This window comes from Faecalimicrobium sp. JNUCC 81, from assembly GCF_053667625.1.
On the sequence record NZ_CM132203.1, the window covers coordinates 1,115,964 to 1,140,540 of the forward strand.

The window sequence follows — 24,577 nt, forward strand, 5'->3', positions numbered from 1 at the left end:
GACATAAATAAATATTAGAATTTATTTAAAACTTAATTTATATGGTAGGGAGATAAAATGAATAAAAATACAAAAAAAATAGCATCAATTGTACTAGTAACATCTTCTATAACAAATGTATCTACATTAGGAGTATTTGCGGAAGAACTTACTAACAATAACACAACAAAAATCGAAAATATAAGTACTAAGGCTTTACAGGAAAACGATATTGTAAATATACCTGATGAAAATTTAAAAAGGGAATTAAATTATGCATTAAGCCAAAAAGTAGATTCTAATATAACAGTTAGACAATTAAGTAGTTTAAAAAAATTACAGTTAAGCAATAAACAAATAAAAAATCTTGAAGGTCTTCAATATTGTACAAATTTAACTGATTTACAAATATTTAATAATCAGATAAAAGATATAAGTCCATTAAGTAGCTTAGGAAATTTAACGAATTTAAGTATGTTTAACAATCAAATAAGCGATATAAGTGTATTAAGTGAGCTAATAAATCTAACAGATCTAAATTTTGGTGGAAATCAAATAAGTGATGTAAGTGCATTAAGTGAATTAACGAGCCTAAAAAGTTTAAGTTTAAGTGGAAATAAAATAAGTAATATAAGAAATTTAAGTAAATTAGCAAACCTAACAAATTTAGACTTAGATAGAAACCAAATAAGTGATATAAGTGCATTAAGTGGATTAATTAATTTAGAAAGACTAAACTTAAATGAAAATAATTTAACTAATACAAATGGATTAGATAAGTTAATTAATTTAAAGAACTTAAGTTTATGTGAGAATCAAATAAACGATATAAGTTCATTGAGTAAATTAACAAATTTAGAATCTTTAGGCTTACACACTAATCAAATAAGTGATATAAGTGCATTAAGTAATTTAACAAATTTAAATTCTTTAACTTTATTTACTAATCAAGTAAGTGATATAAGTCCATTAAAAAATTTAAAAAAGTTATATCATATTAATGCTCGTCATCAAAGTATAGTATTGCCAGCAGTAGTAAGTCAAGCAGGGGAAAATATATCTGTTAAAAATGAAGGTATAGGTATGGATGGTGAACCTATAGTACCTGACCGTATATCTAATGGTGGTATATTAAATAAATCAACTAATTATATAACTTGGAAGAGTGCGAATATATCAAATGTAGATAGTGTATCCTATGATTTTGCATATTATGATAAAGAAAATGTTCAAATATTTGCAGGTAAAGTTACTCAGGCTATAGAATCAGTTTCGGAATTTAAAATAAAAAATCCTATTTTTGGTATGTATGTAGGTAATAATCATAAATTGATAGCAAGTCTTAATGGAAAAGATGTAGATAATGTAGATTGGTCAGTAGATAATGAAGATATAGCGACTATAAGTAAAGATGGTACACTAAATGCTAAGAAACCAGGTAATGTTATGGTAACTGTTAAGTTAAATAACAGCAGTATAAGCTATAGTACTAATATAGTTTTAGTAAATTTTTATGATAATACAAATATTCCAAACATAGTTAAAGATGTTATAGATACAAATGTATTTACACCTATATATTCTGATTCAAATGGAACACAAAATAATCCGGTTACATTTAACTTAAAAAATAGTGCAACTATAAGTGATGTAGATAAATTTATAAATAATATATCAAAATTATCACCAAGTATTTTAGAATCTAAAGTAGAAGGTAATTATACAACATATAAAATAAGAATAAATTCAGATAGTAAAACATCAAATTATTCATATATCGAAATAAAAATAGATAATAATATGCCAAATGCTAATGAGATAAATCAAAAAATAAATAAATTAAAAGAGTATAAATCAAAAATAAATGAACTAGTAGGAATCAATAGATTTGATACGGCAGTTAAAGTTAGTCAAACTGGATGGAATACAAGTGAAAATGCAGTTTTAGTTAATGCTAATTCATTAGCAGATGCGTTATCAGTAACACCATTTGCAGCACAAAAAAATTCTCCAGTATTGTTAAGTAATTCAAATAGTTTAAATCAAGCTACAAAAGCAGAGTTTAAGAGATTAGGAGTTAAAAAAGTTTATGTAATAGGTGGAACGACTGCTATTAGTGAAGATATAGTTAATGAACTAAAATCGATGGGAGTAACAGTTGAAAGAATATCTGGTAAAGATAGATATGAAACTTCACTTGCTATTGCAAATAAATTAAATAATGTAAATAAAATCGCAGTAGTAAATGGAGAAAATGGATTTGCAGATGCAGTAAGTATAGCACCAGTATGTGCAAGAGATAATATGGCAATAGTTTACACTTCGCCTAGAAGTGGTCTTAAAACATTTGAAAATTATATAAAGAATAATAATATAGCAACAAGTTATGTTATAGGAGGAACAACAGTACTTCCAGATAATTTAATAACAGAACTTAAAAATCCTGTAAGAATAGCGGGGTCAAATAGAAACTTAACTAACTTAAATATAATAGAGAGATTTTTCTCAAATACAAATCATAATAACCAAACAGAACTTAACAATATATTTGTAGCTAAAAATGGTTATGGAAGTCCAAATGATTTAATAGATGCATTATCAGTAGGGGTATTAGCATCAAAACAAAATTCTCCAGTAATGTTAGTAAGTCCAAATGGATTAGATAAAAATCAATCTACAGCGCTTTATTATACATTTTCAAAGCAACTAACTAAAGTTGGAGGAAATGGAAATGAGACAGCCTTTGAACAATTAAAAAATCAAGTGAACCATATAAAATAATAATATTAGATTAACATATAAAGAAGAGTTTAAAAATAACTCTTCTTTTTTTTTATAATAATATATCTATTAAAATAGATTACCTAGGTAGTTAAAGAATACTATATAATTAACGTATATTTAAATCAAATAAGGAAAGATAGAGAAACTTATAGGTATAGAGAATTGATAAGCATAGTATATAAAATTTATAAGGAGATAAGTATTTTGAAAAATAATTGATTTACTGTATGAATAAACCATAAATTTAAATTTTTAAGGAGGAGATTTTTATTAATAGAGTCAAAAAATCCAAGATACAATATATTTTAATAATAGGTATTTTATCAATTTTGAGTATATTTGCAATGTTAATACTATTTATATATGATTTTATAATATTAATGCCTATTATATCTATAATTTTACTTATTCCAGGTAGAATTCAAGGATATTATTATAGAGATCACTTTAAAGGCAGAAAATTATTAAATAAAAAGGATTATATGCAAAGCATTAAATATAGTCAAGAATTTATAGAAGATATAAGACTAAATAATTGGAAAAAGAAGCTAATACTCCTTTCTTGGGGTATTTATAGTAAAGATATAGAAGCAATGACATTAAATAATTTAGGAGTGGCATATTTAGAATTAGGAGATTTAAAAGTTGCAAATGAGTATTTTAATGAGACTATAGAAATAGATTCGCTATATTGCTTACCATATTTTAATCTTAGCATACTAGAAAATGTTAAGGGAGATATAGAGATGTCAAAAATGTTTTATAAAAAATCGGTTGAGCTTGGATTTAAGCAGACAAAATTTGATAACGTAGTACAAAAATCACAACAAATCTTAGCAGAAATAGAGGGTTAATTATAAATGATATTTCTATTTAGAAATACTAAAAATTTGGTATGAGGGAGTATTATTTATAGTAGTAAATAAAAAAACGTATCATAAATAAGTGATACGTTTTTTATTAAACTAATACTTATATTTGATTATAGAAAACCTAATCTTATAATATCATTGATCCTATAATACCGAAAATTAAAAGTGGGATATTATAGTGGATAAATGTAGGAACGCAAGTATCCCAAATATGATCATGCTGTTTGTCGGCATTAAGACCGGCAGTTGGTCCGAGAGTACTATCTGATGCAGGAGATCCAGCATCACCTAAAGCGCCTGCAACACCTACTAATAATATGATAGCTTGTGGGCTAAATCCTAAACTAAGTCCTAATGGGCAATATATTGCGGCTATTATAGGTAAAGTACCAAAAGAACTTCCTATACCCATAGTTACTAATAAGCCTACTAAAAGCATAAGTAGGGATCCTATAAATTTGCTATCTCCAACAATACCTGTAATTGAAGCAACTAAAGCTTCTACTGAACCAGTTTCTCTTAATACATTTCCATATCCTGCAGCTACAAGCATTATAAATCCTATAAGGCCCATCATTTTAACTCCACCATCTAATAAATCGTCTACTTCATTGAACTTAATAGCGCCTGTTAAAAATAGTACAATAATTGCGCAAAGGCCGCCTAGTGGCAGAGAACCTGTTTTAATTTGCACCAAAAATGCAGTTGCAGCACCTAAAAGTGCACACCAGTGTCTCTTTGTCATTTTTTCATCTATTTCATTTTCATCTATTCCGTCTATTGCTACATCTTTATAGTTTCTTGGTTTTCTATAAGTTATAAATACTGCAATAAGTAATCCTAAAATCATACCTATTGCTGGTATCCACATTACACTAGTAACCATGTTTGTTGTAGTATCAATTCCATTTGCAATCATCTGATCTCTAATAATATTTTGGAATATCAGACCAAATCCTACTGGAATTGCTATATATGGTGTCTTTAATCCGAATGTTAATGCGCATGCAACGGCTCTTCTATCTATTTTTAATTTATTCATAAGTTTTAATAATGATGGAATTAAGATTGGTATAAAGGCTATATGTACCGGGATAAGATTTTGAGAAAAACATGATATAAATGCGATTAATAATATTAATGTTAATTTTTTTCCTTTTACTACTTTAGAGATTTTTCTTGCTAATATTGAAGCTAGACCTGTTTTACTTACAGCTATAGCTAGTGCACCAAGTAAAATATAACTTAATGCAGTTTCTGCGTTTCCACCCATACCTGAAACTAGTGTTGACATTGCATCTGCTATAGGCATTCCTGAACAAACCCCAGCTACTATTGCTGATATTAGTATAGATAATAATACATTACATTTTAACAAACAAAGTATTATCATAACTGCAATAGATATTACTACCGGATTGAATAATACCATACAACATCCCCCTTTTTTAAATTTTCGGAATTTTTTATATTTTTAATTTAATTAGATTATATCACAATTTATATAGATAAGTATGTTTTTTATAAAAATAAAAAATTATTATTATATTCTAATTTTAATATAGATGTAAAGTATAATTGACATTAAATGTAAAGTAAACTATACTAAAAATGTAAAGTTTAGTTTACTTTTAAAGAAAGAGGGTTAGTATGAAAAATAACATTCAACAACTAAGAAAGGAAAGAAAAATCACTCAAGAAGAGCTAGGAAAAATGTGTGGGGTGTCAAGACAGACAATAATATCTTTAGAAAATGGGAAGTATAATCCATCTATAATGCTAGCTCAGAAAATATCTGTTATTTTTGGCTGTATAATTGAAGAAGTATTTATATTTGAGGAGGAAGAATAAATGAATACAGTAAAGAAGAATATTATATATTCAAGCATATTATTAGGAGTAGGAGTTGTACTTTTAATAATATCATTAATTGGTGCATTACCGGAAGATTCTCTAGGAAGTACAGTATTTGGCATGGGATGTGGATTTACAGCAGTAGGATTAGGAAATACTGTATTAAGTTTGAAAAACTATAAAAATCATGAAAAAACTGAAGAAATTGAACTAATTGAAAACGATGAAAGAAATATATTGTTAAGAGAAAAAACTAGTGCGAAAGTTTATTCTATATTTTCTTATATTGAGTGTGGAGCAATACTTTTAGCAGCACTTTTAGGATATAAAGAAATAAGCTTAGTATTATCAGTTTTAGTTCTAGGCCAATTAATAACATGGATATTTGTAGCAAATTATTATTCTAAAAAATATTAATATTATGAATGGCTTATTTAAAGGATACTAGCAAGTATATTATTTGAATAAAACTTAATGAAAATTAAATAAACAATAAGACAAATTTGAATAAATAAAAGAAAATAAGCTTTGGATAATAAGATATAGAGAACCTTATCACAAATAAGTGATATGGTTTTTATTTTAAATTGTCGTTGACATAGTAAAAATTAATTGCTATGCTTATTACATACCGAACAAAAGTATGTAAAGGAGAATGAAGATGGCAAGAAATAAAAATCCTGAGATCACTATAAATCGTATTCTAGATGCAGCAATGGATCTATTTTTAAAAAAAGGATATGACAATACTACTATTCAGGATATAGTAGATGCTTTAGGAGATTTAAGTAAAGGAGCTATCTATCATCACTTCAAGTCTAAAGAAGAGATAATAGAAGCTGTTATACCTAGACTTTATGACTCATCAGATAGCAAATTTTTAGAAATAAAAGAGTCTACATATTATACTGGATTAGAAAAGCTTAAGCAGATATTACTTATTTCTTTAGAAAATCCTGGTCAAGAAAAGCTAGCTATGGCAGCACCTAATTTAATGAAAAACCCTAGATTTTTAACTCAACAACTTTATAATACAGTAGAAATTATTGTACCAAACCTTGTAGAGCCTATTATTAGAGAAGGTATAAAAGATGGATCAATAGTAAGTAATAACCCAAAAGAAGTTGCAGAGGTGTTCATGATTTTAATGAATATATGGATAAATCCAGCTATATTTCATTCTACAGAAGAAGAATTCAAAAATAAGTTTTTATTTTGTAGAAAATTAATATCAGACTTAGGTATTCCTATGTTAGATGATAGTGTTCTTGAAATATTAGAAAGATATAGAGCTATTATTGAAAGAGAAATAAATTAAAAATATAGAACAATTTATGTAGCTTTCGCATAAACTTAGAATGTGCTAGAAAATATTTTTAACTAAAGATGTTTGTATTAAAAAATACTGCCCAAAGTGGCAGTTTAATTTTAAACTTATACATACCGAACGAATGTATTTAAGTTTATGGAGTTTATAATATTATATATGGGGGTTTATTAATGAATAATAAAACGAAACTTTTTAACAAGGACTTTACCTTGATGGTAATAGGTCAAATAATTTCACTTTTTGGAAACTCAATATTGAGATTTGCATTACCACTTTATCTTTTAGATACTACAAACTCTGCCGCTTTATTTGGAGCAGTTTCAGCTTGTTCTTTAATTCCTATGATTACAGTAACTCCTTTTGGTGGGATTATTGCAGATAGAGCTAATAAAAGAAATATTATGGTAATTTTAGATTTCTTTACTGCATTATTAATTACTGTTTTTTCGCTTTCTATAGGAAATTTTAATTTAGTATTTATGTTAATAGTTACATTGATGGCATTATATGGAATACAAGGTGCTTATCAACCGACTGTTCAAGCGAGTATACCACTTTTAGTAGATAGAGAAAATTTGTTACCAGGAAATGCTGTTATAAACCAGGTTAGCTCACTTGCAGGGTTATTAGGTCCTGTAATTGGTGGTATTTTATATGGATTTTATGGATTGATACCTATATTAATAGCAAGTATAATTTGTTTTATTGTATCTGCTATTATGGAAATATTTATAACAATACCTTACACAAAGCAAGAAACTACATCTAGTGCTTTTAATATTGTAAAAGAAGATTTTATGACTAGCTTAAGTTTTATATTTAAAGATAAGCCAGTAATTTTTAAAACTATTGGTATAATACTTTGTTTTAACTTATTCTTAAGTTCTTTGATAATGATTGGTATTCCAGTTATAATTACTCAAATATTAAATATGTCTAGTCAAGCATATGGAGTAACTCAAGGTATGTTAGCCTTTGGTGGACTATGTGGTGGAATTATGACAGGGATCTTAGCCAATAAAATTAAGATTTATCATAGTCATATAATCTTATTAGTTGCTATATTAGCTCTGATTCCAATAGGGACTGTACTTATGTTTGATGTAACTCCTATGATTTCTTATGTTGTTGTTACGGCTTGTTGTTTCTTAATAATGGCTGTATCTACTTTATTTAGTATTCAAGTATTGACTTTCATTCAAAGTGAAACACCTACTCATCTTACAGGAAAAGTTATTTCATTTTGTTTAGCTATGACAATGTGTGCAACGCCTATTGGACAAATTATATATGGGTATTTATTTGAGGCACTTAAAAACGATGCACATATAATTATATTCGTATCTACTTTATTTTCTGGTGTAATAGCACTTATGTCTAAAAAAATTTTTAGCAGCCTGAAAAAGGTTGAAGTTTGTGGTGAGGTCTGCAATGATAGAGAATAAACTTATATATACATGTGCTAACTTTACAATTGGAGTACTAAATATAATGATAATAATGCCTTTAGTATTGGCTTTCGGGCTTGTAATTTTAGCACTATGTTTAGTAAACTTAGTACTTTTCATAGCCTTTATTTTGGCAGTTTTATCGATATTTATTCCGAGTATACCAGTAAACATACCAGCAAATATAGGAGTAAATAATATGATATTTAAGCTTTTAATTGTATGTGTGGCAGCAATTATAAGTTACTATTTATATAAGTTATTAAGCTTATATGTTCCACAGTATTTAAGCTTTTTAGGTATTTATATGAGAAAAAGTTTTGCATTTAAATTTAATATATAAACAATAGTGTTAAGTTTAATAGATTAGTTATGTAAAACCGTATCACAAATAAGTGATACGGTTTTTATTATTAAAAATTATGTTATTATAAGATGATGATACGGCAAATGGAATAAAGAGTAAATTTATAACAAGACATATATAATAAAGCATTATTTGGAGGAGATATGAAAAAAGTATATTAATGATAACTCCTGAAAACAAGGAGATTAATAGGTTTAGAAAAAGGCAGATGAACAATTTTATACAAATAACAATGCCATATCTAGCAGCATTTATTGATGAAAGCAAGTATGAAATTACATTAATAGATTAGTATAATCAAAAAATACCTTTTGAAAAGTATTATGATTTAGTTGTAATTACAGTTAATACTGCAAATGCACCTCATTGTTATAACATTTCAAAAGTATTTAAAAGTAAAGGGAGTAAAGTTGTTTTTGGAGGACCTCATGCAACTCTTTTACCAGAGGAAGTAAAAGAACATTGTGATGTAGTAATTATAGGGGAGGCTTAAGATAGTTGGCCAAGGTTTTTAGAAGAATTTTATTATGGAAATTATGATAGTGAATATAGATATTTAAATACTCCCTCACTAGAGCAAATTCCAATACCAAGAAGAGATTTAATAACAGGAAGATGGTTTACTAAAGGTGCTGTTTTTGCAACAAGGGGGTGCCCTTATAGTTGTTCTTATTGTAATCTAAAACAAATATATGAAGACTCATTTAGGAAAAGACCAATAAATGAAGTAATAGAGGATATCAAAAGTAGCGAAAGTAAGTTTTTTGTTTTTTGGGATGATAATTTCTTTGGAGATATTGAGTATGCAAAAGAATTATTAAAAGAACTTAGTAAATTAAATAAAAAGTGGGCAGCTCAGGTTACTTTAGAAAGATGCAAGGATGAGGAATTGTTTGATGGATATATGTGGTTTAGAAGAAATTTCTATTCCTTAAAATCAATAATTACTAGATTAAGCAAATCAAAAGCTAATATTTTATATAACTTAATAGTTAATTTAAGATATAAGATTTCAATAAGAAAAACAGTATAATTATTTAATTCATTTTCAAGGATATATGGATAATTGTACCAATTTAAAATTTGTAATATAATTAGAATTGATAATTATCTAACAAAATGTAACAAAACAAATGAAGAAAGAAGGAATCGTTTTATGGCTCTTTGTTGTAGGGATTTATTTCAACTTAAAAATTTTTCAAAAGCAAAGCTATTAGCTGGGGAGAAGGGGTTAAACCGTGAAATATCTTGGCCTTATGTAAGAATGACAGAATCTATTTCCCAGTGGCTTTATGGGGGAGAGTTAATATTTGTTATTTATACAGATATAAAAAAGGATGATAATAGTTTTTTATTATTGATAGAAGAATGTATTGATAAAAAGCTTTCTGGGATTGTAATTTTAATTGATGATAAGGATATAAATAGCATACCTAAAGATGTGTTAGATAGGGCAGATGAAGAAAAATTTCCTGTATTTATAATGCCTTGGAATATTAAATTAATCGATATTACACAAGAAATCTTATTTAAATCAGAACAAAAACATGAAGAAAAAAAGAATGCAAAGCATTTTTTTGAATCAATTATTTTTTCACAAGACCAGTTGCATGAAGATATACATACTCTAGCAGAATTTTATAATATAAAATTAAGACCTTTTCACTATATATGTATATTTAAAATAGAAAATATATCTAATGTTTCCTATGATTTAGAGCAAATTAGTAAACATATAATTCATTCATTAGAAGAGGCATTAAACATAGAAAGTCAAACCTTAATTCCTATGGAATATGCAAATAACTTGATGTTTTTAATATTTTCAAATGATTATAATGAAGGAAATAAGTCATTAGAAACTGTTGAAGCGGTGTTTAACCTTGTAAGTTCCAAATATTCAGAAGTTGAAATTAGCTTAAGTTTTAGTCGTATAAGAGAAACAAACTCAGAGATAAAAAAAAGTTTCAAAGAAGCTTTTAAAGCTTTGTCTATGATTGATATATGCCATAGAGATTCAAAAATTATTAAGTATAAGGAATTGGGAATTGTTAGATGGCTAGTAGAATTGGCTGATATTAAAGAAATTCAGCAATATTGTTATGAAAACTTGGGTCCTATTTTAGAGCATGATAAAAATCATGGAATGGATTTAATTGGAACTTTAAAATGTTATTTCCAAAATAATAGACATTTATTAAAGACTTCCCAAGAGCTTTTCATCCATAGAAATACATTGATTTACAGATTGTCAACAATCAAAGATCTTTTAAAAATAGATTTAGATGATGCAATGATAGATTTAGAACTTTTTAATAGCATATTAATTTATGAATTTATTAATCTTCAAAATAAAAAACCCCTATGATAATACATAGGGGTTAATTTTAAATTTCCAATTCCTCTTTAGTTTCTGATGTTTTTTCTTTGGAAAAAGATAATATTAAGACTCCTGCAAAAATTAATATACATGCTACAATTTTTATAGCTGTTATCTTTTCACCTAATAATAACACTCCGAATATTACACTTGTTATAGGTTCAAAAGTACTTATAACAGCTGCCTCGCTTGCTCCAATATATTTTATACCAACTTGTAACAGTGATAGGGCAACAACTGTACATAAAAATGCAAATACTGCAGATATAATCCATGATTTAGTTGTTAGCGTAGATAAAACAAGTTCATTAGTAAAAATACCATAGATAAACATACCTATACTTGAAGCAATAGCTACATAAAATGTTATTTTAAATGGAGATTCACCTTTTAGGCCACTTTTGTCCATAAATATAATATAGAAGGCATAAAATGCTCCTGAAGCGACTGCTAAAATTAATCCAAGTAACGTAGATGAATCAAAAGAAGCAGAATTTAATGATTCAATAAAGAAACATCCTATACCACACATAGCTATAATTAATGCTATAATCTTTTGCTTGCTTAGTTTTTCATGGAAGAATAGTACACATCCAAGTGTTACAAATATAGGATAAGTAAAGTGTATAGGAGTTACTATTCCTACATCTACATGAGCAAAAGCTATATTTAGCATTAATGTTGTTATTGCATTTCCAACAAATCCTAATATTACTAAGTTTTTAAGTTGATTTTTTGTTATTTTTAAATCAATTTTCAAAAATAAAACTATTAGTAATAAAAAGGGTAAACTTAAAAAGTTTCTTAAAAAAGTTAATGTTACAGGATTGCTTCCTCCAGCGCCATAGGTCATAGGTCCTAATGTAAAGGCAAAACCAAAGGTAATAGAGGATAGCATTGTTAGAAATATTCCTTTTAATTTCATAAATTTACCTACTTCTTTCTATAAAGATTTATTTGAATGCTTCTTCAACTATTTTTAATATATTTGGAATAACGTCATCTACAATTATTTTTCCTCTTGCAGCTGAAGATGATTTAGCTGATGCAAGTATTCCAGTCTCAGGAACTATATCTTTTTCTATAGGGTATCTAAAGTAAGTTGCTGGACTAGCATTTTCTGTATCTAATATTTTATCTTCTCTAACAAGTTCTGGTGCAAAGTACATCATTAATGATGTTTCTGTAACAGCAGCATGTTCTAAAGCCCATCCTGGGAATGGTACTTCATCAAATACTTTATCAATTACATCAGGTGACATTGGATCCCACCAGTTAGTAAGAAGAAGTTTTACTTTGTCTCCATATTTTGCAGAACATAAATCCATTGCTTCTACAATAAATGCTTCATTTTCAAAGTGAGCACTTAAAATAAATATTTTTGTAAATCCATCACGAACAAATTCATCAATTATATCCATTACTAAAGCTTGTAATGTAGCTCCATTTAAGTCAATAGTTCCTGGGAATAATGGTCCCCCACCGCTTAATGGTTTTGATTTATATCCATATGAAAGAGTTGGAGCAACTACACCATTAATTTTTTCAGCTATACGATAAGCAAATTCTTCTGCTAATACAGCATCTACACAAGTAGGTAGATGAGGTCCATGTTGCTCTGTAGCACCTATTGGTAATATAATTACATCATCTTTTTTCTTAGCAAATTCTTTCCATGTCATGTTTCTCATTTTAACATTTTCGTACATAATAACGTCCCCCTTTTTAATTAAAAACTTCTTCTAAGTATTTTACACAATGAGCTTTTTACTTTCATGAAGTGTCATTGCACTAATTAGTATATACTTAGAAAATTTTATATACAATGTACAAAAAATACAAATAAATCTCCTAAAATATGTTCTTTATGTGCACAGTCATATTAAAATTTTATTGTATTGTTAGTACAATGACTAGTGTATATTTTCATGTTAGACTTTGAATGTCGCTAATAAAATAGCTAAAAATAATAGAAGGGGGATTATTAAAATGAAAGTAATATTATTTAAAAATGCTAGATTAAAAGGAAATGAAACATTAGTTGATTTACTTGTTGAAAATGGAAAATACAAAGAAATAGGTCCAAATCTTTCAAAAAAATATAAAGATGTAGAGACTTATGATTTAGAAGGAAATCTAGTTGTTCCACCTTATGTTGACCCACACATTCATTTAGATTATGTATATACAGCTCGTATGGCTGGTGCAAATAACGGAACAGGAACTTTATTTGAAGGAATTCAAAGATGGTCTGAGACAAAATCAAATATGACAATAGATGAAATAAAAGACAGAGCTAGAATTGCACTAAAAAAAGAGATTTTATATGGAACTCAATATCTTAGAACTCATGTAGATGTAACAGATCCAAAGCTTACTTGTTTAAAAGCGATTATGGAATTAAAAGAAGAAGTAAAAGATGTTGTTGATATACAAATCATAGCATTTCCTCAAGAGGGAATGTATTCATATAAAGATGGGGATAAATTAGTAGAAGAAGCATTAAAAATGGGTGCTGATGTAGTAGGAGCTATACCTCACTTTGAATTCACAAGAGAAATGGGAGAGAAATCTGTTAAAAAAACTGTAGAACTTGCTATGAAATATAACAAATTAATTGATATTCACTGTGATGAAACAGATGATGAACAATCAAGATTCCTTGAACTATTAGCTGCTGAAGCTTATATGAATGGAATTGGAGAGCTAACAACAGCAAGTCACACTTGTGCTATGGGTTCTTACAATAATGCATATACTTTTAAGCTATTTAAACTTTTAGCATTATCAAAGCTTAATTTTATATCATGCCCAACTGAAAATATTCATTTACAAGGAAGATATGATACATATCCAAAAAGAAGAGGGCTTACAAGAGTTAAAGAATTAAATGATGCAGGTATTAATGTTTGTTTTGCACAAGACTCAATTTCAGATCCATGGTATCCACTTGGAAACGGAAACTTAATGAATATCCTTGATGCAGGAATTCATATTTGCCATATGATGTCATTTGAAGAAATTAAAAATTCCCTAGACTTAATTACAGTAAATGGTGCTAAAACGCTTCATATAGAAGATAAATACGGCATAGCACAAGGTAAGGATGCTAACTTTATAGTATTAAATGCAAAAAATGAATTTGATGCAATATTAGAAAGAGTTGGAGTTAATTGTTCTGTTAGAAAAGGTGAATTCTTATTTAAAAGAGAGCCAGAAGTAATTAATACAAAAATTTCATTATTAAAATAGTTATCATATTAAAAAGGATTAAGCCAGTATTGGCTTAGTCCTTTTTAATTGTTTTTTTATTATCTTGAAACATTGATATTATGCAATTGACTAAAGAAAAAATGTACTGTATACTTAATAAGTACTGTTTAGTACTAATGAGTACTTAATAGTACTAAGTAGTTTTGTAAAGTTATTTTGGAGGTTTATAATGGATATAAAGCAAGAATTAATAATGAATGTAGCACAAAAATGTTTTAACAGTTATGGCGTCAAATATACCTCAATCGATGATATAGTAAAAGAATGTAAAATATCAAAATCAACATTTTATAAATACTTTTCTACTAAAGAAAATCTAGTAGAGGAGATTTTACGCTATTCAAGCAATAAATTTCTTAGTAAATCTAGATTAATAGATGAAGATATTCAAAAAACATCTAAAGAAAAATTAAAGTCAAAAATAAATATTGTATTAGAATATTTAGAATCAAATAGGTATTTTAACTTATACATTTTAGGATCATTTTCAGAGATAAATGGAAAACCAGTTGAAGAAATAAAAAATATAATTAAATCTAAATTAGTAAAAGTATACTATGATAGTTTAATTGAGATATATGGAGAAGAGATTAAGCCATTTATATGGGAACTTATATTTGTAATTGATAGTATAACTCATGAATTTAACTTAATTTATCGTTTAAATAAAAAAGAATTAGATAAAGATTATGTATTTGACTTTACTTTAAAGCAGATAGAACTAAATCTAGAGAATTTAAAAAATAATAAATGTACAATAAAAGAAAATATTTTTTTCACAGTTGAAAAAGATAGTGAATTAAAAATAGAGTTAGATTTACATGAAAGGTTTTTAGAAGTAATCAAAGATATGAAAATTAAAGTGGAAAAAAATGACTTAAATGAAAAACTTAATGAAGCTATTTTGACAGTGGAAAAAGAGTATGAATTAAAAAATTATAATTCACTAATGATGGATGCAATGATAGCATATCTAGAAAAAGAAAAATCGGTAAAGAGAGAAGTAAATGAATTAAAAAGTATAAAGTATCAGTTAGGGGACGACAGTAATGATAGATAATAAAAAAACTAGAAATCTTATTATATTAGTATTAATGATGGGATCTCTAATAACATCACTCACTCAAACTGTATTAACATCGGCATTACCAAGTATAATGTGTACTTTTAATGTAGATGCAGGTACAGCACAATGGCTAACAACAGTTTATCTGCTTGTTTTAGGAATTATGATTCCTTCAACCGCTTACTTAATAAATCGATTTTCTATTAAAAATTTATTTATTACATCGATGGCTTTATTCTTAGTAGGATGTATAATATCTATATTTGCTAAAAACTTTGGCATTATGATAGTATCTAGAATACTTCAAGCTATTGGTGCTGGTATAATAATGCAATCGGTTCAAGTTGCCATGATTAATCTATACCCAAAAGAAGAGCGTGGTAAAGCAATGGGTATTTATGGATTCGTAATAGGAGTAGCACCAGCTATAGGGCCATTAGCTGCAGGATATATAATCGATAATTTAGGATGGAGAGTAATATTTTATATATTAGCCTTTATTACGTTAGTTAATATAGTATTAGCATTTTTATTCTTAAGAAGTATAATGGAAGTTAAAAAATCTAAACTTGAAATCATATCATTAATTTTATCTACTTTTGGATTTGGAGGTATTTTAGTTGGAGTATCTAATATAGGTGCTTATTCTATAATCAGTCCATTAACATATATTCCATTAATTATAGGTATAGTATCTCTTATATTATTTGCAAGGAGACAATTAAAAGTACAAGAGCCTTTATTAGAACTTAGAGTATTTAAAAGTCGTAATTTTATAATAAGTACAGTACTAATTATAATAGTATATACAGCTATGACATCTGCTTCTATTATTATATCTATATATATACAATCAGTAAGAGGTATGTCTGCTATGGTACCAGGAATAATAATGCTACCAGGTTCTATAGCAATGATAATTTTAAGCCCTATTGCAGGTAATATATTAGATAAGTATGGATTTAGAACTTTAGCTATATTAGGTTGTTTGTTATTAGGATTAGGGACATTTGAGCTTTCTACATTAACAATAACTAAATCAATAGCAATTTTAACAATTATGTACGCAATAAGAATGATAGGAATAACACTTTTATTAATGCCAGTTACAACATGGGGATTAAATTCACTAAAGCAAGAGGAAATATCACATGGTAGTGCTATAAATTCTACTGTACGTCAAGTATCTGGTGCTATAGGTTCATCTATACTTATAACTGTAATGACTACAGTTACAAAACATAGCCTAAGTACATCAAAAGCCTTAGCAGAAATAGAAGGTATGAATACATCGTTTAAAATAGCAACGGTTATAATATTAGTAGGACTAGTAATATCATTAATTTATGTAAAAGATAAAGATAAAAATGATAAAGGTATAGATATAGATTGTAAAGAATCTGTATTAAATTAAAAATCTGTAAGGACAGTTAATTTTAATAACTGTCCTTACAGATTTATTTTTTTAACCAGAAATATACAGTACCATTTGGATTAACTGCATAAACAAAATCATCTTTTTCTCCTAATATTAGTTTATTACTTTTAATATCCTTTTTAATTTCTTCTTTGTTCCACCATTTTTTATCAATACTTTGTATCTTTAGTACTTCATCTTTTTTTATTGGATTTAATGTTGAAACGAATTTTTTAGCTTCAGTTTCAGATAACTTAAAAGTACCATTACCTACGTTTGTATCTAAGTTATGTACCTCATAAATTTCTTTTGCAGTACTGGGTATATTATCTGGAATCCAACCATGTTCAATTATAGTTTTGGCATCTTCGTAGCTGTTAAACTTAGAGCTAGATACATCACTAAAGAAATTACCCAAGAAATAATAAGCACTTCCAAGAAGTAAAATTGATATTATTAATAAAACTGGCATTTTAAAATTTTTCATATTTATATTTTTCTCCATTTCATTAACTGTCTTAGTGATTTTTATAGTCCTAATAATTAAATAAAATACAAATCCAATATAATTTGGGCATAACATTAGGACTAAGGCCCAAATATAGGGTTTTAAATTTAATGACTTTGCATCTTTATATACATCAAATGTTATTAATAACTTTGTTATAATATATAAAATGTAAAATACAATGGCTAAAGTTAGTGTATCCATGTTTATTCTCCTTTTATTTTAAGAAAAGATATTATTTCGCGTCTGTAAACGAAATTTAAAATTAAAGTAGCTAAAATACCGAAAATTAAGCTATTTTTCATAATAACATTTCCACTTTGTATAGATAAATTAATTGCTTTAATTGAGAATAGTAAACATACAACGCTTAAGCAAAGTATATATATTTTATTTATAAATAAATCACGCTTTTTTTGTTTTTTAATTAAATTTTTAGTTGCTTCTATTAAGACCTTTTCGGGCTTTAAATCATTTTCATCTATTAAACTATTTTTAATGAATATATCAAATTCATTATCTTTCATTATGTACCTCCTTGTACTAAATACTTTTAAGTTTTTCTTTAAGTAGTTTCTTTCCATTATTAAGTCGATACTTTACAGTTCCAATTGGAATCTTTAAAATATTAGCAATATCGCTATAACTGTAATCTAAATAATAGTAGAGTATTATTGGAAGTTTATATTTTTCGTCTAAACCTTTTATAAGATTTTGAATTACTTCTTTTTCAATACTATTAAAAACTATAGATTCTGTTTCATCTATTTCTAAGCTTTGGCTTTCCATAACTTCATGTTTAATTTTAGAATCAAAAAAATTTGTTATGACATTTAGCCATCTCTTCTTTTTTGAGTATTCATCTCTGTAAGTATTAATGCAAATTGTGTATAGCCAGTTTTTTACAGATTTTTGTTCTTCTAATTTATGAAAATTATTATATATCTTTAACCAAGTATCTTGGAAAAGATCATCAGCATCAACTTTATTATCACTTAATTTAAGGCAAAGTTTATAAATGTCATCTTTATAAACGTCAATCATGCTTTCTATATTAAAAACTTTCCTCATCTCCTTTCATCATATATATACGAATGAAGTTTTATTTTGTTTGAAAAAATATAAAAAATTTTTTATTTAAAGTTAAATTTATATTTTAGATTGGTATTTTTATATAAATATAAGTAATTAAACTACAAAATTAGGAAAATAGTAGAAAAACTATAGACATAGTATTTCATATAAAAGTCTACAATATCAACTTATATAAAATAAATACAAAAATTTTATTTTAGTCCTAAAAAACTAAATATCAGTCCATTTTTGTAACTAAATATTGATTTTATGATAGTATCAAGGATGACAGATATTTAGGGAGGGGTGAGTTGCTTGATTACGTTTTTAGAATTATTACTTGTAGGAGGAGTTATTTTATCTGTTATGATAGAAAATATTTACCTTTTAAATGTGCTGATTTTTGGAATTTCTATATATTCGTTATATGAATCTATAAAAAATATAGTTTATATGGAAAGCTCTAAGAGAAAGATATCTAGTAAAATGAATTTATATTGCAAAGAATTAGGAGTAACAGGAAATCTTTTGACGTTTTTTATTATTCTTATAAATATAGATTATCATATAAAGATTAAATATATATTAGAAAACTTCTCTAAAGTTTCCTTTTCAGAACAGTTACAATTTGTAATTAACATATATGGTATTTTATGGATATCAGGCATCTTAATTGTATTTATATATTTTAAAATTAGCTTAAGGGAAGGGATAATATATAAAGAAGGATTAATTTTAGATAAAAGTAAGTTGTACAGTTTTTATAGTACAAAAAGCTATGAATTTAAAACATCTGTAAAAGGAATTAAATATAGAGATTTAGTTTTAACTTATGATGATAAAGTTGTTAAAACTTTACGTATTTATAAGGATGATGTAGATAAGTTCAAAGATTTGTTAGATAAGAATAAAGCTATATAGTTTTATTTTTACTCCATAAAATACATATATTAGTTCATTTTTATAAATAAATATTAATTTAATGATAGTATTAAGATTAATATTTATTTAAGAAAGGATGATTTGTTTGAAAAACTCTTTTATGCCATTATTAATGGCATTATCAATAGGATTATTACACGCAATTAAAAATATCTACATTTTCATTATAGTATTTACTGGGCTTTCTATATATATGGTATATAACGCTATAAAAAGCATAATTAATATAAAAACTTGTAAGATTAAGACTTTTAGTAAAATTGATTTATACTATAGAGAACAAAAAATAGGGGTATTTATTTTTCTAGCATGGATATTTATGATGCTATTTGTAAATTGGAAATTAGATATTAACTATGTTTTAGAAAACTTTTATAAAGCATCTTTTAATGAACAGTATCTTTTTATAGCTGCTATAAACAGTTCTGTATGGCTTATATGTCCTTTAATTGTATGTGCATATGTTAAAGTCAAATCAAAGAATGAGATATTATATAAAGAAGGAGTCCTTTTTGGTGATGGTAAATTATATAGCTTTGATAGTGTTAAAAGTTATGAATTTAAAACATCTTGGAAAGGAATTAAATATAATAATTTGGTTTTAACCTTTGATAATAAAGCTATTAAAACTTTATATATTTATAATGAAGATATCGATAAGTTTAAAGATTTATTAGAAAGGCGATAAAATGAATAAATATAAAAATTTGACGCAAAAACTAAAGGAAGTTTTTATTGGGTTTTATTTTGATGAAGAATATGAAGAATTTCCCTATATAGAAGTAGATGAAACTGATAAGAAAGTCTTAAAAAATAGATACTTTGGGATAGATAGCTTTCCAATGCAAATGAATGCAGAATCTGCATATGGGCTATTAGATACTTTTTGGGATTTAGAAAAAGATAAAACAAGGTATTTAAAGCAAGAAGAAAAATTTATAAGAGCATTATTGCTTATAATGAGTTACAGTAATGACATGATAATATCAGATGGATATTTTCACTCTGAGAATAAAAAACATTTAAAAAAAGTTCTAAGTAGAAAAGAATTGAAATACCTTAAGGTAATAAAAGATCATATATTTGATTTTAAAGAAATTGATTTTGATTATAATGCTATAAATTTATTAATGAAATTAGCATTAAGAGAAAGAAACCACTTAACTATATATATGCTAGATTTAGAAATAGCATTAGATATAAATGGATTATATAGTGGGGTATATCTAGGGTTAAATGGAAATATAGATATTGTTAAATACATATGTAATATAGAAGGATTATATATTAGAGATAGATGGAATGAAGAACCGTATAATGAATGTTAATATAACTTCTTGTTTTAGTCCATTTTAATAACTAAATATTGATTTCATGATAACATTAGGATTATTAGCTATATAGTAAGGGGGGGATCTATTTGGTTATATTTTTAAGTTTATTATTTATAGGATTAGGTATTCTATCTTTTATATTTAAAAGTATTTACTTTTTTATTATATTATTTTTGGGATTTTCAGTATTTTCAGTATATTTAGTCATAAAAAATATAATTGATAGGAAAACTTCTAAGACTAAGGTTTCTAGTAGAAGTGATTTATATTGCAAAGAACAAGGAGAAATGTTTATTTTTTGGATGTTATGGCCTACATTCCTAAGAATATGTGATGATTTGAATTTTAAGTATATCTTAGAAAATTTTTCTAAGGTTACTTTTAAAGAACAGTTTCTTTTTATGTTTACCATAAGTGGTTTTATATGGGCATTATGTATTTTAATTATGTTTATAAATGCTAAAATTGGCTCAAAGAAAGGTATAGTATACAAAGAAGGATTAATTTTACAAAATGGTAAGTTATATAGTTTTGATAATGTTAGAAGTTATGAGTTTAAAACTTCTTTTAAAGGTATGAAATACAGAGATTTAATTTTAACCTATAATGGTGAAGTTGTTAAAACTGTATGCATTTATAAGGATGATATTGATAAATTTAAAGAATTATTAGAAAAAAATTGCCAAGGATAGCAATTCTTTTTTTATTTTTATTTCAATCCATAAAAAGTATATATTAGTCCATTTTAATAACCAAATAACGATTTCATGATAGTATTAAAGTAGATAGTTATTTAAAAGGAGGGGATTTATTTGACCATACTTTTAGTTATCCTACTAATAGGGATAGTTTTTTTATCTATAATACTAAAAAATATTTATTTTTTTAGTATAGTGGTTGGTACTTTTTCTATATGCATAATTTATATACTTGTAAATACTATAGTTTATAGAAAAAAATCTAAGAATAAAGTTTCAAGTAAAGTTGATTTATATTGCAAAGGACAAGAAGGAATAGGGATATTTTGGATATATTTCCCTATATTAATAAATATAGGTAATGATTTAAATTTTAATTATATATTAGAAAACTTTTCTGAAGTTTCTTTTAAGGAACAATATCTATTTATATTTATTATAAATGGTGTTATATGGGCACTATGTTTTTTAATTATGTTTATATATGAGAAAATTGATTCAAAGAAAGGGATAGTATACAGAGAAGGATTAATTTTAAGTGATGGAAAGCTATATAGCTTTGATAAGGTTAAAAATTATAAGTTTAATACTTCTTTTAAAGGTATGAAATATAGAGACTTAGTTTTAACTTATGATGATAAAAATGTTAAAACTGTCTGCATTTATAATGAGGATATTGATAAGTTTAAAGCTTTATTAGATAAAAATAAAGTTGTATAGTTTTATATAAAAAATAATTACTTATAATAGTAATTATTTTATTTTACTCCATAAAAAGCATATATTAGTCCATTTTAATAACTAAATATTAATTTGATGGTAGCATTAAGATTGAAGGTTATTTAAGAAAGGATGATTTATTTGACTGTATTTTTGGTTGTATTGTGTGTAAGTTTATTTATTTTATCTCTAATAATAGAAAATATTTATATTTTTACTATCTTAATTTTTGTAATTTCCATATCTACTGTATATATGTGCATAAAGAGCGTAAATTATAGGGAAGCCTCTAAGAAGAAGGTTTCGGAGAGAATTGACTTATATTGCAAAGAAATTGAAGTAACAGATAGATTTTGGATATACTTTATTATATTTATGATGGTAGATTATAGTTTAGATTTTAAGTATATAATGGAGAATTTTGCTAAAGTACCTTTTGAAGAACAATCTCTTTTTATAGTTGATATAAATAGTATTATATGGATATTATGTCTTTTAATTATGTTTATATATACTAAAGCCAGCTCAAGGAAAGGTATATTATATAAAGAAGGGTTGATTTTAGACGATGGTAAATTCTATAGTTTTGAAAGTGCTAAAAGTTATAATTTTAAAAGTTCTTTTAGAGGAACAAAATACAGGGATTTAGTTTTGAAATATGATAATAAAACATTTAAACGCATGTATATATACAATGAAGAGATTGATAAATTTAAAGCCATATTAGATAAAAATAAAGTTATATAATTTTATATAAATATAAAGAGAATTACCAGAATTGGTAATTCTTTTTATTTTTTGATGATATTTTATTCATAATTAATATACAGGAAAAATTATCTTTTTTTATTTTTTGATAGATATAGTAATATAGAACACGAAGTATTAAGTGTACGGATAAGTACAATAAGCTTATTGGAAGAAAGGAATAGATATGAAAATAAAAGAAGATAACTTTATTCTTCAGCTTAGAAACAAAAATGAAAAAGCTTTAGAATATGTAATCGATAACTACGGTTGGATTATTAAATCAATTGTAAGAAAACACTTATACAATTTAGATAGTTATCAGGACGAGTGTATAAATGATATATTACTTGGAATTTGGAATAACATAGGTAGCTTTGATGAAAGTAAAAATAGCTTTAAAAACTGGGTAGGTGGAATATCTAAATATAAAGCTATTGATTACAAAAGAAAATATTTAAAAGATTTGGAAAAAGAGAATATAGACACACTAGACTTAAAAACAGAAGATGATGTTCACATAGAACTAACTAAAAATGAATTAAACAGAGACTTAGAAAATCTATTAAATTGTTTAAAAGAAGAAGATAAAAAATTATTTTTTAAACTATATGTAGAAGAAAAAGAAATAGATATTATAGCTAAGGAAACTGGATTAAAGCGTGATGTAATTTACAATAGAGTATCTAGAGGAAAGTCAAAAATTAGAAGTATATTTAAAACTTCGGAAGGTAGAGGGTAAAATATGAAAAATAATATATACGAAATGTTAAACGAGGCTAATATAGATTTAGATGAATATAAAAAACAAGACTTTACAGAATTTGAAAAAAAGAAAATAAAAAATAAATTTAAAAGAAGTGTTAATAAAAAAGATTTTTATAAAAAAGGTATTGTAGTAGCATCAGTTGCAGTAGTAAGTTTTGGTATTTTAGGAAGTAATTTAGGTACATATGCATTTGAAACACTAGGAGTTATTGCATATGATATATCAAATGCATTAGGAATTAAAAAAGATATAGCTGAGTACAAAACAGTAGTTAATCAAGGAATAACTAAAAATGGAATAAAAGTTAAATTAAATGAAGTAATTCTAGATAATGATGAATTAATAGTTTCAACAACTGCTACAAGTGATAAAAAATTAGGTGGAGCGGGAGATATTTCTCTAGATGGAGATGTTTATATAAATGGAAGAAATGTAAGTGAGGGTGCTAGTGGTAGTGCTAGTCAGTTAGATGAGTACAGCGCAGAGTCTGTTATATCTCATAGTTTAGATAATATAGATGAAAATGATTTAAAGGGAGATATAGATATAAAAATTAAATATAGCAGAGGTCATATTGGAGAGCAAGATATAAGAGGACCTTGGGTGTTTGAATTTAAAGTTAATGGTGATGAATTAAGGGCAGAAACAAAGGAAATAAAGTTAGATAATTCATTTACATTTGACAATGGTCAAAATATAAAATTAGAAAAATACACAAGTAATGATGTAGGTCAAAAGATTTACTTCTCATTAGATTCACAAGGTACTGATTACAATATGGAACTTAGAGGACATGATGATTTAGGAAATGAAGTAACATTCTATATATCTAGAGTAAGAGGAGATCAGGGTATATTTAAAATAGAGAGTATAGATGGTCTTGTAAATGAAAATGCAAAGGAATTAAAACTTACTCCATATGCAACAGAAGAAACTAAAACAAGTGGACAAAGTAGTAATGATTATAAAGTAATAGGTGAAGAGTTTACTATAAACTTAAATAAATAAAAAATTA

Annotated in this window: 27 protein-coding genes; 21 read left to right on the top strand and 6 right to left on the bottom strand. The window is 26.0% G+C overall.

The window, feature by feature from the left end:
* Positions 1 to 57 precede the first annotated feature (57 nt).
* A complete protein-coding gene (locus JNUCC81_RS05615) occupies positions 58 to 2,760 on the top strand; it encodes a cell wall-binding repeat-containing protein (RefSeq protein WP_454095686.1) in 2,703 nt (900 codons plus the stop codon).
* 332 nt (positions 2,761 to 3,092) lie between these two features.
* A complete protein-coding gene (locus tag JNUCC81_RS05620) occupies positions 3,093 to 3,617 on the top strand; it encodes a tetratricopeptide repeat protein (RefSeq protein WP_454095687.1) in 525 nt (174 codons plus the stop codon).
* 145 nt (positions 3,618 to 3,762) lie between these two features.
* On the opposite strand, the gene JNUCC81_RS05625 is transcribed toward JNUCC81_RS05620, so the two are convergent.
* Positions 3,763 to 5,067, bottom strand: coding sequence for a Na+/H+ antiporter family protein (locus tag JNUCC81_RS05625; protein ID WP_454095688.1), 1,305 nt, complete (start codon positions 5,065 to 5,067; stop codon positions 3,763 to 3,765).
* A gap of 218 nt (positions 5,068 to 5,285) precedes the next feature.
* On the opposite strand from JNUCC81_RS05625, the gene JNUCC81_RS05630 reads away from it, so the two are divergent.
* The 8 genes from JNUCC81_RS05630 to JNUCC81_RS05665 all read left to right on the top strand — a co-directional run bounded on the left by JNUCC81_RS05630 (position 5,286) and on the right by JNUCC81_RS05665 (position 11,002).
* A complete protein-coding gene (locus JNUCC81_RS05630) occupies positions 5,286 to 5,486 on the top strand; it encodes a helix-turn-helix transcriptional regulator (protein WP_208332264.1) in 201 nt (66 codons plus the stop codon).
* The gene (locus tag JNUCC81_RS05635) at positions 5,487 to 5,906 is read left to right on the top strand and encodes a hypothetical protein (RefSeq protein ID WP_454095689.1); all 420 of its coding nucleotides are present in this window, start codon (positions 5,487 to 5,489) and stop codon (positions 5,904 to 5,906) included. It abuts the gene before it with no gap.
* A 244-nt stretch (positions 5,907 to 6,150) separates the two neighbouring features.
* A complete protein-coding gene (locus tag JNUCC81_RS05640; protein WP_454095690.1) occupies positions 6,151 to 6,807 on the top strand; it encodes a TetR/AcrR family transcriptional regulator in 657 nt (218 codons plus the stop codon).
* A 182-nt stretch (positions 6,808 to 6,989) separates the two neighbouring features.
* Positions 6,990 to 8,264 carry an MFS transporter gene (locus tag JNUCC81_RS05645; RefSeq protein WP_454095691.1) on the top strand — a complete coding sequence of 425 codons (1,275 nt, stop codon included), beginning with the start codon at positions 6,990 to 6,992 and terminating at the stop codon, positions 8,262 to 8,264.
* On the top strand, positions 8,251 to 8,610 hold the full coding sequence (locus JNUCC81_RS05650; RefSeq protein ID WP_454095692.1) for a hypothetical protein: 360 nt from the start codon (positions 8,251 to 8,253) through the stop codon (positions 8,608 to 8,610). The genes JNUCC81_RS05645 and JNUCC81_RS05650 overlap by 14 nt, the downstream gene beginning before the upstream one ends.
* 184 nt (positions 8,611 to 8,794) lie before the next feature.
* Positions 8,795 to 8,926 carry a hypothetical protein gene (locus tag JNUCC81_RS05655; protein ID WP_454095693.1) on the top strand — a complete coding sequence of 44 codons (132 nt, stop codon included), beginning with the start codon at positions 8,795 to 8,797 and terminating at the stop codon, positions 8,924 to 8,926.
* An 84-nt stretch (positions 8,927 to 9,010) separates the two neighbouring features.
* Positions 9,011 to 9,127 (top strand): hypothetical protein, encoded by a 117-nt coding sequence (locus JNUCC81_RS05660; RefSeq protein ID WP_454096375.1) that lies wholly within the window; start codon positions 9,011 to 9,013, stop codon positions 9,125 to 9,127.
* Between the two features lie 663 nt (positions 9,128 to 9,790).
* Positions 9,791 to 11,002 carry a PucR family transcriptional regulator gene (locus tag JNUCC81_RS05665; protein WP_454095694.1) on the top strand — a complete coding sequence of 404 codons (1,212 nt, stop codon included), beginning with the start codon at positions 9,791 to 9,793 and terminating at the stop codon, positions 11,000 to 11,002.
* Between the two features lie 19 nt (positions 11,003 to 11,021).
* On the opposite strand, the gene JNUCC81_RS05670 is transcribed toward JNUCC81_RS05665, so the two are convergent.
* Entirely contained in the window at positions 11,022 to 11,939 is a 918-nt protein-coding gene (locus JNUCC81_RS05670) for a DMT family transporter (RefSeq protein WP_454095695.1), read from the bottom strand.
* A gap of 28 nt (positions 11,940 to 11,967) precedes the next feature.
* Positions 11,968 to 12,723, bottom strand: coding sequence for a creatininase (locus JNUCC81_RS05675; protein ID WP_454095696.1), 756 nt, complete (start codon positions 12,721 to 12,723; stop codon positions 11,968 to 11,970).
* A gap of 280 nt (positions 12,724 to 13,003) precedes the next feature.
* Between JNUCC81_RS05675 and codA the strand changes: the two genes are divergently transcribed.
* The 3 genes from codA to JNUCC81_RS05690 all read left to right on the top strand — a co-directional run bounded on the left by codA (position 13,004) and on the right by JNUCC81_RS05690 (position 16,767).
* Entirely contained in the window at positions 13,004 to 14,266 is a 1,263-nt protein-coding gene (gene codA / locus JNUCC81_RS05680; RefSeq protein ID WP_454095697.1) for a cytosine deaminase, read from the top strand.
* 190 nt (positions 14,267 to 14,456) lie between these two features.
* Positions 14,457 to 15,347, top strand: coding sequence for a TetR/AcrR family transcriptional regulator (locus tag JNUCC81_RS05685; RefSeq protein ID WP_454095698.1), 891 nt, complete (start codon positions 14,457 to 14,459; stop codon positions 15,345 to 15,347).
* Positions 15,337 to 16,767, top strand: coding sequence for an MDR family MFS transporter (locus JNUCC81_RS05690; RefSeq protein WP_454095699.1), 1,431 nt, complete (start codon positions 15,337 to 15,339; stop codon positions 16,765 to 16,767). Before JNUCC81_RS05685 ends, JNUCC81_RS05690 begins: the two co-directional genes overlap by 11 nt.
* 43 nt (positions 16,768 to 16,810) lie before the next feature.
* On the opposite strand, the gene JNUCC81_RS05695 is transcribed toward JNUCC81_RS05690, so the two are convergent.
* The 3 genes from JNUCC81_RS05695 to JNUCC81_RS05705 are packed head-to-tail and all read right to left on the bottom strand — an operon-like array spanning position 16,811 to position 18,349.
* Positions 16,811 to 17,482 carry a hypothetical protein gene (locus JNUCC81_RS05695; protein WP_454095700.1) on the bottom strand — a complete coding sequence of 224 codons (672 nt, stop codon included), beginning with the start codon at positions 17,480 to 17,482 and terminating at the stop codon, positions 16,811 to 16,813.
* A gap of 2 nt (positions 17,483 to 17,484) precedes the next feature.
* Positions 17,485 to 17,805, bottom strand: a complete 321-nt coding sequence (locus tag JNUCC81_RS05700) for a hypothetical protein (protein ID WP_454095701.1) — start codon at positions 17,803 to 17,805, stop codon at positions 17,485 to 17,487.
* A 16-nt stretch (positions 17,806 to 17,821) separates the two neighbouring features.
* Positions 17,822 to 18,349 (bottom strand): RNA polymerase sigma factor, encoded by a 528-nt coding sequence (locus JNUCC81_RS05705; RefSeq protein WP_454095702.1) that lies wholly within the window; start codon positions 18,347 to 18,349, stop codon positions 17,822 to 17,824.
* A 318-nt stretch (positions 18,350 to 18,667) separates the two neighbouring features.
* On the opposite strand from JNUCC81_RS05705, the gene JNUCC81_RS05710 reads away from it, so the two are divergent.
* The 8 genes from JNUCC81_RS05710 to JNUCC81_RS05745 all read left to right on the top strand — a co-directional run bounded on the left by JNUCC81_RS05710 (position 18,668) and on the right by JNUCC81_RS05745 (position 24,570).
* Positions 18,668 to 19,273, top strand: coding sequence for a hypothetical protein (locus tag JNUCC81_RS05710; RefSeq protein ID WP_454095703.1), 606 nt, complete (start codon positions 18,668 to 18,670; stop codon positions 19,271 to 19,273).
* 106 nt (positions 19,274 to 19,379) lie between these two features.
* Positions 19,380 to 19,982, top strand: a complete 603-nt coding sequence (locus JNUCC81_RS05715) for a hypothetical protein (protein ID WP_454095704.1) — start codon at positions 19,380 to 19,382, stop codon at positions 19,980 to 19,982.
* A 1-nt stretch (position 19,983) separates the two neighbouring features.
* Entirely contained in the window at positions 19,984 to 20,622 is a 639-nt protein-coding gene (locus JNUCC81_RS05720; RefSeq protein ID WP_454095705.1) for a hypothetical protein, read from the top strand.
* A gap of 92 nt (positions 20,623 to 20,714) precedes the next feature.
* Positions 20,715 to 21,320 (top strand): hypothetical protein, encoded by a 606-nt coding sequence (locus JNUCC81_RS05725; RefSeq protein ID WP_454095706.1) that lies wholly within the window; start codon positions 20,715 to 20,717, stop codon positions 21,318 to 21,320.
* Positions 21,321 to 21,440: 120 nt separating this feature from the next.
* Positions 21,441 to 22,046, top strand: a complete 606-nt coding sequence (locus JNUCC81_RS05730; RefSeq protein ID WP_454095707.1) for a hypothetical protein — start codon at positions 21,441 to 21,443, stop codon at positions 22,044 to 22,046.
* A 255-nt stretch (positions 22,047 to 22,301) separates the two neighbouring features.
* On the top strand, positions 22,302 to 22,793 hold the full coding sequence (locus tag JNUCC81_RS05735; protein WP_454095708.1) for a hypothetical protein: 492 nt from the start codon (positions 22,302 to 22,304) through the stop codon (positions 22,791 to 22,793).
* A 187-nt stretch (positions 22,794 to 22,980) separates the two neighbouring features.
* Positions 22,981 to 23,535, top strand: coding sequence for a sigma-70 family RNA polymerase sigma factor (locus tag JNUCC81_RS05740; RefSeq protein ID WP_454095709.1), 555 nt, complete (start codon positions 22,981 to 22,983; stop codon positions 23,533 to 23,535).
* 3 nt (positions 23,536 to 23,538) lie between these two features.
* The gene (locus tag JNUCC81_RS05745; RefSeq protein ID WP_454095710.1) at positions 23,539 to 24,570 is read left to right on the top strand and encodes a DUF4179 domain-containing protein; all 1,032 of its coding nucleotides are present in this window, start codon (positions 23,539 to 23,541) and stop codon (positions 24,568 to 24,570) included.
* Positions 24,571 to 24,577 lie beyond the last annotated feature (7 nt).

Excerpts from the sequence above, each read along its gene's own strand:
- JNUCC81_RS05615 (WP_454095686.1), top strand. The coding sequence starts at position 58 with ATGAATAAAAATACAAAAAAAATAGCATCAATTGTACTAGTAACATCT.
- JNUCC81_RS05625 (WP_454095688.1), bottom strand. The coding sequence starts at position 5,067 with ATGGTATTATTCAATCCGGTAGTAATATCTATTGCAGTTATGATAATA.
- JNUCC81_RS05630 (WP_208332264.1), top strand. The coding sequence starts at position 5,286 with ATGAAAAATAACATTCAACAACTAAGAAAGGAAAGAAAAATCACTCAA.
- JNUCC81_RS05635 (WP_454095689.1), top strand. The coding sequence starts at position 5,487 with ATGAATACAGTAAAGAAGAATATTATATATTCAAGCATATTATTAGGA.
- JNUCC81_RS05640 (WP_454095690.1), top strand. The coding sequence starts at position 6,151 with ATGGCAAGAAATAAAAATCCTGAGATCACTATAAATCGTATTCTAGAT.
- JNUCC81_RS05645 (WP_454095691.1), top strand. The coding sequence starts at position 6,990 with ATGAATAATAAAACGAAACTTTTTAACAAGGACTTTACCTTGATGGTA.
- JNUCC81_RS05650 (WP_454095692.1), top strand. The coding sequence starts at position 8,251 with ATGATAGAGAATAAACTTATATATACATGTGCTAACTTTACAATTGGA.
- JNUCC81_RS05655 (WP_454095693.1), top strand. The coding sequence starts at position 8,795 with ATGATAACTCCTGAAAACAAGGAGATTAATAGGTTTAGAAAAAGGCAG.
- JNUCC81_RS05665 (WP_454095694.1), top strand. The coding sequence starts at position 9,791 with ATGGCTCTTTGTTGTAGGGATTTATTTCAACTTAAAAATTTTTCAAAA.
- JNUCC81_RS05670 (WP_454095695.1), bottom strand. The coding sequence starts at position 11,939 with ATGAAATTAAAAGGAATATTTCTAACAATGCTATCCTCTATTACCTTT.
- JNUCC81_RS05675 (WP_454095696.1), bottom strand. The coding sequence starts at position 12,723 with ATGTACGAAAATGTTAAAATGAGAAACATGACATGGAAAGAATTTGCT.
- codA (WP_454095697.1), top strand. The coding sequence starts at position 13,004 with ATGAAAGTAATATTATTTAAAAATGCTAGATTAAAAGGAAATGAAACA.
- JNUCC81_RS05685 (WP_454095698.1), top strand. The coding sequence starts at position 14,457 with ATGGATATAAAGCAAGAATTAATAATGAATGTAGCACAAAAATGTTTT.
- JNUCC81_RS05690 (WP_454095699.1), top strand. The coding sequence starts at position 15,337 with ATGATAGATAATAAAAAAACTAGAAATCTTATTATATTAGTATTAATG.
- JNUCC81_RS05695 (WP_454095700.1), bottom strand. The coding sequence starts at position 17,482 with ATGGATACACTAACTTTAGCCATTGTATTTTACATTTTATATATTATA.
- JNUCC81_RS05700 (WP_454095701.1), bottom strand. The coding sequence starts at position 17,805 with ATGAAAGATAATGAATTTGATATATTCATTAAAAATAGTTTAATAGAT.
- JNUCC81_RS05705 (WP_454095702.1), bottom strand. The coding sequence starts at position 18,349 with ATGAGGAAAGTTTTTAATATAGAAAGCATGATTGACGTTTATAAAGAT.
- JNUCC81_RS05720 (WP_454095705.1), top strand. The coding sequence starts at position 19,984 with ATGAATAAATATAAAAATTTGACGCAAAAACTAAAGGAAGTTTTTATT.
- JNUCC81_RS05735 (WP_454095708.1), top strand. The coding sequence starts at position 22,302 with ATGTGCATAAAGAGCGTAAATTATAGGGAAGCCTCTAAGAAGAAGGTT.
- JNUCC81_RS05740 (WP_454095709.1), top strand. The coding sequence starts at position 22,981 with ATGAAAATAAAAGAAGATAACTTTATTCTTCAGCTTAGAAACAAAAAT.
- JNUCC81_RS05745 (WP_454095710.1), top strand. The coding sequence starts at position 23,539 with ATGAAAAATAATATATACGAAATGTTAAACGAGGCTAATATAGATTTA.